The sequence below is a fragment of the Flavobacterium sp. genome (assembly GCF_044368625.1).
GTDB lineage: Bacteria > Bacteroidota > Bacteroidia > Flavobacteriales > Flavobacteriaceae > Flavobacterium.
In genome coordinates this window covers 1-10446 of record NZ_JBIPPD010000117.1, presented here as the reverse complement: position 1 = coordinate 10446, position 10446 = coordinate 1, and the positions used below count along the sequence as shown (strand labels likewise).

At 35.9% G+C, this 10446-nt stretch carries 9 protein-coding genes; all 9 read left to right on the top strand.

Features of this window, described 5'->3' with window-relative positions; genetic code table 11:
- Positions 1 to 1078 (top strand): nucleotide sugar dehydrogenase (locus ACIQ2X_RS09870; RefSeq protein ID WP_396178763.1); only part of this gene is annotated, 1078 nt, incomplete at its 5' end.
- Between the two features lie 219 nt (positions 1079 to 1297).
- Positions 1298 to 2344, top strand: a complete 1047-nt coding sequence (gene rfbB, locus ACIQ2X_RS09865; RefSeq protein WP_396178762.1) for a dTDP-glucose 4,6-dehydratase — start codon at positions 1298 to 1300, stop codon at positions 2342 to 2344.
- 96 nt (positions 2345 to 2440) lie between these two features.
- Positions 2441 to 2866 (top strand): adenylyltransferase/cytidyltransferase family protein, encoded by a 426-nt coding sequence (locus ACIQ2X_RS09860; protein ID WP_396178761.1) that lies wholly within the window; start codon positions 2441 to 2443, stop codon positions 2864 to 2866.
- A gap of 84 nt (positions 2867 to 2950) precedes the next feature.
- Positions 2951 to 3934 carry an SDR family oxidoreductase gene (locus ACIQ2X_RS09855; protein ID WP_396178760.1) on the top strand — a complete coding sequence of 328 codons (984 nt, stop codon included), beginning with the start codon at positions 2951 to 2953 and terminating at the stop codon, positions 3932 to 3934.
- A gap of 87 nt (positions 3935 to 4021) precedes the next feature.
- On the top strand, positions 4022 to 4492 hold the full coding sequence (locus ACIQ2X_RS09850; RefSeq protein WP_396178759.1) for a UpxY family transcription antiterminator: 471 nt from the start codon (positions 4022 to 4024) through the stop codon (positions 4490 to 4492).
- A gap of 323 nt (positions 4493 to 4815) precedes the next feature.
- On the top strand, positions 4816 to 6114 hold the full coding sequence (locus tag ACIQ2X_RS09845; protein ID WP_396178758.1) for a nucleotide sugar dehydrogenase: 1299 nt from the start codon (positions 4816 to 4818) through the stop codon (positions 6112 to 6114).
- 99 nt (positions 6115 to 6213) lie between these two features.
- Entirely contained in the window at positions 6214 to 7653 is a 1440-nt protein-coding gene (locus ACIQ2X_RS09840; RefSeq protein ID WP_396178757.1) for a lipopolysaccharide biosynthesis protein, read from the top strand.
- Entirely contained in the window at positions 7650 to 8729 is a 1080-nt protein-coding gene (locus ACIQ2X_RS09835) for a DegT/DnrJ/EryC1/StrS family aminotransferase (protein ID WP_396178756.1), read from the top strand. The genes ACIQ2X_RS09840 and ACIQ2X_RS09835 overlap by 4 nt, the downstream gene beginning before the upstream one ends.
- A gap of 69 nt (positions 8730 to 8798) precedes the next feature.
- A complete protein-coding gene (locus tag ACIQ2X_RS09830; RefSeq protein ID WP_396178755.1) occupies positions 8799 to 10235 on the top strand; it encodes a lipopolysaccharide biosynthesis protein in 1437 nt (478 codons plus the stop codon).
- Positions 10236 to 10446: the final 211 nt, after the last annotated feature.

Below are 10446 nucleotides of genomic sequence, written 5' to 3'. Positions count from 1 at the left end.
TTTGAAATACATCGAACTATGTGCCCGTCAAATAGCATCAGTTGCAAAAACAAATAAAATAGTGGTGGAGAAATCGACTTTGCCTGTTCGTACTGCCGAAGCGATTAAAAATATATTACATAATACGGGAAGTGGAGTACAGTTTCAAATACTATCCAATCCCGAATTTTTGGCCGAAGGAACCGCAGTAACCGACTTGCTAAATCCAGATCGGGTTTTGATTGGTGGCGACAGTACCCCTGAGGGTCAAGAAGCGGTTAAAGCTCTGGTCGACATTTATGCCAATTGGGTGCCAATAGAGCGAATTCTTACCACCAATTTATGGAGTTCGGAACTGTCTAAATTGACAGCCAATGCTTTTCTCGCTCAACGTGTTTCGTCAATCAATGCAATGTCCGAATTGTGTGAGCGAACGGGTGCCGATATTTCCGAAGTCGCTCGTGCCATCGGAATGGACAGTCGAATTGGGTCCAAGTTTTTGAAAGCTTCGGTAGGATTTGGTGGTTCTTGCTTTCAGAAAGATATTTTGAATTTGGTTTACATAGCTAAATCATACGGATTGGATGAAGTAGCCCATTATTGGGAACAAGTAATAATTATGAACGACCACCAAAAGCGACGCTTTGCCAGTACAATTGTGAGTACGTTGTACAACACGGTTTCAGGCAAAAAAATTGCTTTTTTGGGATGGGCATTCAAAAAAGACACGAATGACACACGTGAATCAGCTGCTATGTATGTTGCCGATCATTTGTTAAACGAGCAAGCAAGTATAGTGGTTTTCGATCCCAAGGTGAAAGAAACACAGATTCAAAATGATTTAAATTATTTAGGAAGTCGCTCGGAAGCAGAAAATGCAGCAGGAGTTGTGTCGGTTGTGGATCCGTATCAAGCGTGCCAAGGAGCTCACGCCATTGCTGTTTTAACAGAATGGGATGAGTTTATAACCTACGATTGGCAGAAGATCTTCGACAATATGCTAAAGCCTGCTTTCATTTTTGACGGTCGTAACGTATTGGATGGAAAAAAATTAAAAGAAATTGGCTTTATATTCTACGCCGTGGGAACCGGGAAATAAATTATAAAGAATAGAATTTAAAGAATCGAATATAAAGAATAGATTTAGAAATTAGAAAAAGATGTAGGTTTATAAAATTGTGAAAAGGAGTCTTTCAAAAGATAAATGAAATGTTTAAACTTAAATTTTAATATCTAATTTTTTAATCTTAATACTTGAATCTTAGTAGTTAATACATAAACTTAATACTTTTGTCTTAATATTTGGCATAACGATACAATGAAGAAAATTTTAGTAACTGGAGGAGCAGGTTTTATAGGATCTCACGTAGTACGTCAATTGGTAAAAGCATATCCGTCGTATCATATTTTTAATTTAGATGCGTTAACGTATGCTGGTAATCTGGATAATATTGCAGATGTAGCTTTTGAACCGAACTATACCTTTATCAAAGCGGATATTGTAGACGCAGACGGCTTGGAAGCTCTTTTTATAAAGCACCAGTTCGATAATGTAATCCATTTGGCGGCCGAATCACATGTAGACCGTTCCATTAAAGATTCGACAGCATTTGTACAAACCAATGTAATCGGTACACTCAATTTGTTAAATGCCTTTAAAAAAATGTGGCAAACGAACTGGGAGGGTAAATTGTTTTACCACATCAGTACCGACGAAGTTTATGGATCTTTGGGTGCCGAAGGCCTGTTTACCGAAACAACTTCCTATGACCCTAACTCACCGTATTCGGCGTCAAAAGCAAGTTCGGATCATTTTGTACGTGCTTTTGGCGAAACCTACGGCATGCCCTACATCATCAGCAATTGTTCAAATAATTATGGACCTAACCAATTTCCTGAAAAATTAATTCCCCTTTTTATTCAAAATTGCATTGATAATAAAGCTTTGCCTGTTTATGGAGACGGTAAGTATACCCGTGATTGGTTATTTGTACAAGATCATGCAGTTGCTATTGATTTAATTTTTCATCAAGGAAAATTAAAGTCGACTTATAATATTGGTGGTTTCAATGAATGGCAAAATATCGATTTGGTACATTTACTGTGTCAGATAATGGACACTAAGTTGAATCGTAAAAGCGGCGAGTCAGCAAAATTAATAACTTATGTAACCGATCGACCGGGACACGATTTACGATATGCTATCGATGCTACTAAACTCAACAGTGAGTTGGGATGGAAACCAAGTGTAACATTTGAACAAGGATTGGAGCAAACAATCGATTGGTATTTGAACAACGAAAAATGGTTGAGCAGGATTAAAACAGGAGCATACAGAATGCAGACTATAGAGTCAAGCGAATAGACGAGAGAAACAGTCGGAAAACGCAAAGGCATTAAAGTTTTTAAAATGATGATTTAAAACGATGCGCTAATTCTTTAATAGTAAAACATTACGAATATGAAAGTAGGAATAACATTCAGCGCCTTCGATCTGCTGCATGCAGGACACATTAAAATGTTGGAAGAGGCAAAAAGACAATGTGATTATTTGATTGTAGGTTTACAAACAGATCCTACATTAGACCGTCCGGAGAAAAACCGACCCACTCAAACGGTAGTAGAGCGTTACATCCAGCTCAAAGGTTGTAAATTTGTGGACGAAATAGTACCCTATGCTACAGAACAAGATTTAGAAGATATTTTACGTTCGTTTAAGATTGATGTTCGTATTATTGGCGACGAATACAGCAGCAAACAATTTACAGGCCGAGAATACTGTGAAAGCAAGGGTATTGAATTTTATTTCAACACACGCGACCACCGATTTTCCAGTTCAAGTTTGCGCAAAGAAGTAGCCGAAAAAGAGTTAAAAAAATTAGGTTAATAAAAAAAATAATATTTAATTAAATACTCCTGGATCCCTCCATTTTGGGAGTTCCGATAGCTATCGGGAGGGTGAGAAAAAAAGATGCAACAAATAGAAAATAAAATTATTTTAGTTACTGGTGGAGCTGGTTTTATTGGTTCCAATTTGTGTGAACATTTGTTAAAACACAACAATAAAGTGGTGTGTTTGGACAATTTTGCAACCGGAAGAGCGTCCAATATCCAGCACTTATTGAGTAATCCTGATTTTACTTTAATTGTGGGTGATATTCGAAACATAAACGATTGTCACAAAGCCGCTGAAGGGGTTGAATATATTTTGCATCAAGCAGCCTTAGGCTCTGTTCCCCGATCCATTAACGATCCGATTACTACAAATGATGTCAATGTTTCTGGTTTCTTAAACATGTTGGTTGCAGCTCGCGATGCAAAAGTAAAGAAGATGGTATATGCCGCTTCTTCATCTACGTACGGTGATTCGGAGCATTTGCCTAAAGTGGAGGACATCATCGGTAAACCACTTTCGCCTTATGCCATTACAAAATATGTGAACGAATTGTATGCCGACATTTTTCAACGAACCTACGGTTTAAATACAATTGGCTTGCGTTATTTTAATGTTTTTGGTCGAAAACAAGATCCAAATGGGGCATATGCAGCAGTGATTCCGAAATTTGTAATGCAGTTGATGAACCACGAAAGCCCCGTAATAAATGGCGATGGAAATTATTCGAGAGATTTTACCTACATCGATAATGTCATTCAAATGAATGTGCTAGCGATGCTAACCGAAGATCCCGCGGCTATGAATACAGTGTACAATACCGCTTTTGGCGACCGAACAACCTTAAACGATTTGATGGCATCGTTAAAGAAGTATTTGTCAGATTTTGATCCTAAGATTGGTGCGATTGAAACGGTTTATGGACCAAATCGTGTGGGTGATATACCGCATTCCCTGGCAAGTATTGACAAAGCGAAAAGTTTGCTAGGTTATAATCCGCAATTTTCAATGCAGGAAGGATTGAAGCAAGCTGTGGCATGGTATTGGGATAATTTGAAATAGGCAAAATAGGTTTTGAAAACAGAAAAAGTGTGTTTATTTTTATGAGAATTAACGATTTTTCAAGGCAGAAATATACATTCTAAATTCATGCTCAACTGGTACGCATTATATACAAAGCCCCGAAAGGAGCAAAAAGTGGCAGAACAATTAAAAAAGTTGGGCTTCACGATTTATTTGCCTCTAAAAACTGAAATTCGCCAATGGAGCGACCGAAAAAAGAAAGTAACATCTCCACTTTTTAGTTCCTATGTGTTTATTCAAATTGAAGATTCGAAACGCACGGAAGTATTTGTAATTGATGGAGTTTTGAATTATATTTTTTGGTTAGGAAAACCGGCTGTAATCAGACCAGAAGAAATGCAGTTGATGCAAAATGCCATTGAAAAGCCCAATTCCGAAATTGTGGTGGATACTTTGCAACCTGGCGAATTAGTGCAATTGCAACAAGGGTTTTTTAAAGGGCAAAATGCTACAATTGAATACATTTCAAATCAAAAAGCACATTTGTTTTTACCAAGTTTAGGAATCAAATTGGTCATAAATAGAACATCACTATAATGAACTTTTTAAATTCAAAAGAGAAAAAAATAGAAAATGACATATAAGATTTGTTGAAAAAATAGATTGATATGTGTTTTTCGACAAAGGTTTGTTTTAGTTTTGCAGTAATATTGAATTGTTTTTAAAGTAATTTGCTTTGAAAACGTCAAAATAAAATAGAGGAGCTATTTTTAAAATAAAAATGCTGATCAAATAAATGGCAATTTGTGAACCCAAAAGTGGGACTCACAAGGCGAAGCCGTGGAAAATAGATATTAAAAATTTCAAACAGGACTTCCAAAAGAGAAGAACTTCTATAAAATACGACAAGAACACAAATTATGGAAAAAATAGCGGTAATTGGATTAGGATATGTAGGTTTGCCATTGGCTCGGCTTTTTGCAACGCAATACCAAGTAGTTGGATTTGATATCAATCAGGTACGAATAGCAGAATTAAATGCAGGCAGCGACAAAACCCTCGAAGTGAGCGACGACGTTTTACAAGCTGTTTTGGTGAAAGATTTTATCAATAATGCAAAAGGTTTGCTTTGTTCGGCAACACTAGCAGACATTGAAGACTCGACCCATTATATCATTACAGTACCCACTCCTGTCGATAAAAACAACCGACCTGATTTGACCCCGCTTTACAAAGCAAGTGAAACCGTTGGAAAGGTATTGAAAAAAGGAGATATTGTTATTTACGAATCTACCGTTTATCCGGGTGCTACTGAGGAGGAATGCATTCCCGTTTTAGAACGTGTCTCTGGACTGAAATTTAATATCGATTTCTTTGCAGGATATTCGCCCGAACGCATCAATCCAGGCGATAAGGAACACACGGTCGAAAAAATATTAAAAGTAACCTCAGGCTCCACACCCGAAATAGGCGTCAAAGTAAATGACTTGTACAAATCAGTTATCACTGCAGGAACGCATTTGGCACCAACCATTAAAGTAGCGGAGGCCGCCAAAGTGATCGAAAATTCGCAGCGGGACATTAATATTGCTTTTGTAAACGAATTGGCCAAAATTTTCAACCTACTCCAAATTGATACCCATGCGGTTCTAGAAGCTGCTGGAACCAAATGGAATTTTTTACCTTTCAAACCAGGACTTGTGGGTGGGCATTGCATAGGAGTCGATCCGTATTATTTAGCCCAAAAAGCACAAGAGGTAGGCTATCATCCTGAAATTATATTGGCAGGCCGACGTTTGAACGACAGTATGGGAGAATACGTTGCCAATCAGGTCGTTAAAACGATGATTAAAAAAGATATTAAGGTCAATGGTGCAGAAATTTTAATGCTTGGGATTACATTTAAAGAAAATTGTCCAGACGTTCGAAATACTAAAATGGTTGATGTTATCAAAGCCTTGGAAGACTATAATGTAAAAGTAACCATTTACGATCCTTGGGCAAATCCAGCCGAAGTAATGCATGAATATGGTTTGATTTGTCATGCTGAACTTGTTTCAGCATCTCACACACAACCCACAACTAAATTTGACGCCATCGTTTTGGGGGTAGCACACAATGAATTTTTAAAACTGGATATAGCAAGTTTAAAAAAGGAGTCGGCCATTGTATATGATGTCAAAGGAATTTTAGGCAATAACGTCGACGGAAAACTTTAAAATGTAACATTATTTTACATTGAAGTCAAAAAATATAATTGTTAAAAATCATAAAAAAACATAGGCCCTTTTTAGTTCTTAAAGTAGCGTTGCAAAAAAATGTCATTAAAAAAACAAGCCTTATCGGGCGTATTTTGGACTTCGTTACAACTTTTGGGAACACAAGGGTTAAGTCTTGGAGTTTCTTTGATTCTCGCACGATTGCTTTTACCCGCCGAATTTGGTCTCATAGCAATGTTGGGAATTTTCATAGGAATAGGTTCAACCCTTATTGGAGGAGGATTAACCCAGTCCCTCATTCGATCCGAGAATTTAGATGAAGAAGACTATGCTACGGTTTTTTATTTCAACTTAGTAGGAAGTGTTGTTATTTACGTAATTACTTTTCTAGCCGCTCCTTATATTGCTGCTTTTTATAAACAAGAATTATTGACCAATGTAGTTCGACTATATACTATCACGTTTATAATCAATGCTTTTTCGGCTATTCAAATTACGCGATTGACTAAGAATTTAGACTTCAAAACGCAAACCAAAGTAGCAGTTCCCTCGTTAATTATTGGCAGTACAGTGGGTATTGTGATGGCCTATAAGGGTTTTGGCGTTTGGAGTTTGGTTTGGAGTGGTATCGTTCAAGCAATTGCTTCAACAATTCAGTTGTGGATTTGGGCTAAATGGTTTCCGCAGAGGGTTTTTAACATTCAAAAATTCAAATACCATTTCAATTACGGCGTTAAACTGATGTTTTCGGGAGTATTGGATACTCTTTTTACAAATGCTTACATTATTATAATTGGAAAATTTTTCGCACCCGCTCAAGTGGGTTTTTACAGTCGAGCCGATACATTGTCCATACTGCCTGTCGGAATTGTCAATGCAGTAATTACTAAAGTGACTTTTCCGCTGTTTTCAAGTATTCAAAATGACGACGAACGATTAAAAATGGTTTACAAAAAAATAATGCAAATGGTGGTATTTTTAGTAGCCCCTTTATTGGTTTTGATGGCGGCACTGGCAGAACCTCTATTCCGATTTTTATTTACAGAAAAATGGATGCCTGCCGTTCCTTATTTTCAAATACTTTGCTTCACTGGAATAATGTATCCCATTCACGGGTATAATTTGCAAATATTAATCGTTAAAGGCAGAAGTGATTTGTTTCTAAAACTGGAAATCTTAAAAAAAGTGATGATTGCACTAGTGATTGTTATTTCATTTCAATACGGAATTTACGGTCTGTTATATGGAGGATTGCTGCTTTCTGTTGTGGGCTTCTTTGTCAATACTCATTTTAGCGGAAAGTATTTGAGTTATACTTCTTGGCAACAAACCAAAGATTTACTTCCTATGATTGTACTTAGTATTGCAGTAGGCGGACTAGTTTATTTTATGGATTATTTTTTAAAAATAAATTCGATTACTGATTTTTTTCGATTAAGCATCGGAGCGAGTACCGGTGTACTATTATATTTTAGTATCACGTATCTTTTTAAAATAAGTGCCCTTTCTGAATTAATCGCCATCATCAAACGAAAATGATAAACGTTACTAAAACTTTTTTACCACCTATTGCCGAATATACGGCTCAAGTGCAACGTGCGTTTACAAACGAATGGATCACGAACAGGGGAGAATTGGTTTTAGAGCTGGAACACAAGTTAACCCATTATTTGGGCTTGGAACAAAGTAATTTGTTGATTACTAATAATGGTACTATTCCGCTTCAAATTGCCTTAAAATTATTGGGCAAACAAGGCGAAGTTATAACCACTCCGTTTAGTTATGTCGCTACGACATCAACTATAGTGTGGGAAAATTGCACACCGGTTTTTGTGGATATTCATCCAGAGTACTTTACCATAGACGAATCTAAAATCGAGGCGGCAATAACCGATAAAACCACTTGTATTTTAGCCACACACGTATTTGGAAACCCTTGTAATATAGAAGAAATTGAGCGAATTGCTGCAAAACATAACCTTTCCGTTATTTACGATGCGGCCCATAGTTTTGGTGTTCGGTACAACGGTACCAGTATCTTTGAATTTGGCGACATCAGCACGTGCAGTTTTCATGCTACTAAATTATTCCATACCGGAGAAGGGGGAGGTGTTTTTTGCAAAAATTTAGACTTATTCCATCAAATATATTACAGTCATAATTTTGGACACAACGGACATCTGGATTTTTTTGGAATGGGTATCAACGGAAAAATTTCAGAGTTGAATGCCGCCATGGGTTTGGCAATACTTCCGTATCTGCCCGAAATTATAGCAGGTCGAAAAGAAGCGGTCGACTTTTACAACAATGAGTTGGATTTTTTAAATTTGAAGGCCCTGAAAATCAGAGAAAATACCGACTGGAATTACAGCTACTATCCCGTTGTATTTAAAAGCGAAGAAGCATTATTAAAAACAGAACAAGCGCTTACTAACGAACTTATATTTGCACGACGCTATTTTTACCCCTCGCTCAATACGTTGCCTTTTGTAGCGAATACCAAGATGGAAATTTCAGAAAGTACCGCCAGTCGCATACTCTGTTTGCCTTTGAATCATGCAATTCCAAAAGAAGATTTGGAAAACATAGTTTCAATAATAAATGCATCGTTCTAACTAAAAATAATTTAATTTTAAAATAGAGCTTCTTAAAAACTCTATTTTTAAAAAAAATCTCATCAATAAATGTCTTTAAAAAAACAAGCTGCTTCGGGTTTCATATGGTCGTTCATCCAGCAGTTCAGTACGTTGGGGGTCAACTTTGGCGTTTCGATATTTATGGCAAGGTTATTATTGCCAGCCGAATTTGGGCTGATGGGGATGATTTATGTTTTTTTTACGATAGGCAATGTTTTGCTCGATGCCGGACTCGCTCAATCTTTAATTAGAACTCAGGATGTTGATGATGAAGACTATTCAACGGTTTTTTACTTTAACTTATTTTTAGGATTCGTATTATATCTATTGTTGTTTATTACAGCACCTTTTGTTACCGATTTCTATCGACAGCCCATTTTGACCGATGTAGTACGTGTGTATTCAGTAATTTTTATTTTAGGAGCTTTTACAACGGTACAAAATGCAATTTTAACTAAAGAAATGCGATTTAAGAAATTGCTTGCTATTTCTCTTCCAGCAACAATAATTGGAGGAGTTTTAGGTATTTACTTTGCATATTCAGGATATGGCGTTTGGAGTTTGGTTTACAGCACTATATCTACCACACTCTTTAATGCATTATTAATTTGGTTTTTCTCATCGTGGAGGCCAAAATGGGTTTTTAATAAACAAAAATTCATAAAGCATTTTCAATTTGGCTATAAACTAACATTAACGAATTTAATTGATGCAATATTTGGTAATATTTATCCAATCGTTCTAGGGCGGTTTTATTCCCCAAAAACAGTAGGCTACTTTTCCCGTTCAGACTCTATGAAAAATATGGCAGTCAATAGTATTGCCAATACATTAACCAAAGTGTCATTCCCTCTTTTGGCCAGTATTCAAGACGATAAAGAGCGGATGTCCGAAATTTATCGAAAAATTTTACAAGCCGTTATTTTTGTTACAGCACCCGTTTTAATTGTTCTTGTTGTATTAGCTGAGCCTATTTTCGTGTTTCTTTTTACTGAGAAATGGATTGATGCAGTTCCTTATTTTCAAATAATTTGTTTTGCCGCTATTTTAAGACCTATAAATAGTTACAATATAAATTTATTTGCCATTATTGGAAGAAGTGATATTATACTCAAAATAGAGCTAATCCAGAAGCCCATTCTACTAGTGCTTGTAGTGGTTGCCCTTCAATTTGGTATTATTCCTTTATTGTTATCCCAGATCGTATATGTAATTATTTGTTTTTTTATTAATGTAGCCTACAGTAAAAAAGTGTTGAATTATTCACACTCGCAACAAATAGGAGATATAGGTTCTGTGATGCTACTTTGTTTGGTAGCAGGAGGTGCACTCTACATTTTAGATTATTTTTTTACTACAAATTCTGTAGTCGATATTTTCAGAATAATATTTGGAATAATTCTATTTGCTTTTATATATTTGATACTCGCTTTTGGCTGTAAAATGAAAGGATTAGTAAATATTTTAGAACTTTTAAAAAAATAAATAAAATTAGTCATTAATTTTAACGTTTTAAAATAATGTCTCGCATTCTGTATTTTAAAAATAGGAAACTTATTTTTTTATTTTTTAAATGTATATCCGTAATTGCTCATATTTTTGTATATTTGTTTGATAGATAAATTATTGGGTATGAATATTTTTAGTTTTGGAGTCGAATTTAGTAGTGAAGCCAATTGTATTGCGCATTTTAAAG

Coding starts and splice junctions, on each gene's coding strand:
- ACIQ2X_RS09860 (WP_396178761.1), top strand. CDS start 2,441: ATGAAAGTAGGAATAACATTCAGCGCCTTCGATCTGCTGCATGCAGGA.
- ACIQ2X_RS09855 (WP_396178760.1), top strand. CDS start 2,951: ATGCAACAAATAGAAAATAAAATTATTTTAGTTACTGGTGGAGCTGGT.
- ACIQ2X_RS09845 (WP_396178758.1), top strand. CDS start 4,816: ATGGAAAAAATAGCGGTAATTGGATTAGGATATGTAGGTTTGCCATTG.
- ACIQ2X_RS09835 (WP_396178756.1), top strand. CDS start 7,650: ATGATAAACGTTACTAAAACTTTTTTACCACCTATTGCCGAATATACG.
- rfbB (WP_396178762.1), top strand. CDS start 1,298: ATGAAGAAAATTTTAGTAACTGGAGGAGCAGGTTTTATAGGATCTCAC.
- ACIQ2X_RS09850 (WP_396178759.1), top strand. CDS start 4,022: ATGCTCAACTGGTACGCATTATATACAAAGCCCCGAAAGGAGCAAAAA.
- ACIQ2X_RS09830 (WP_396178755.1), top strand. CDS start 8,799: ATGTCTTTAAAAAAACAAGCTGCTTCGGGTTTCATATGGTCGTTCATC.
- ACIQ2X_RS09840 (WP_396178757.1), top strand. CDS start 6,214: ATGTCATTAAAAAAACAAGCCTTATCGGGCGTATTTTGGACTTCGTTA.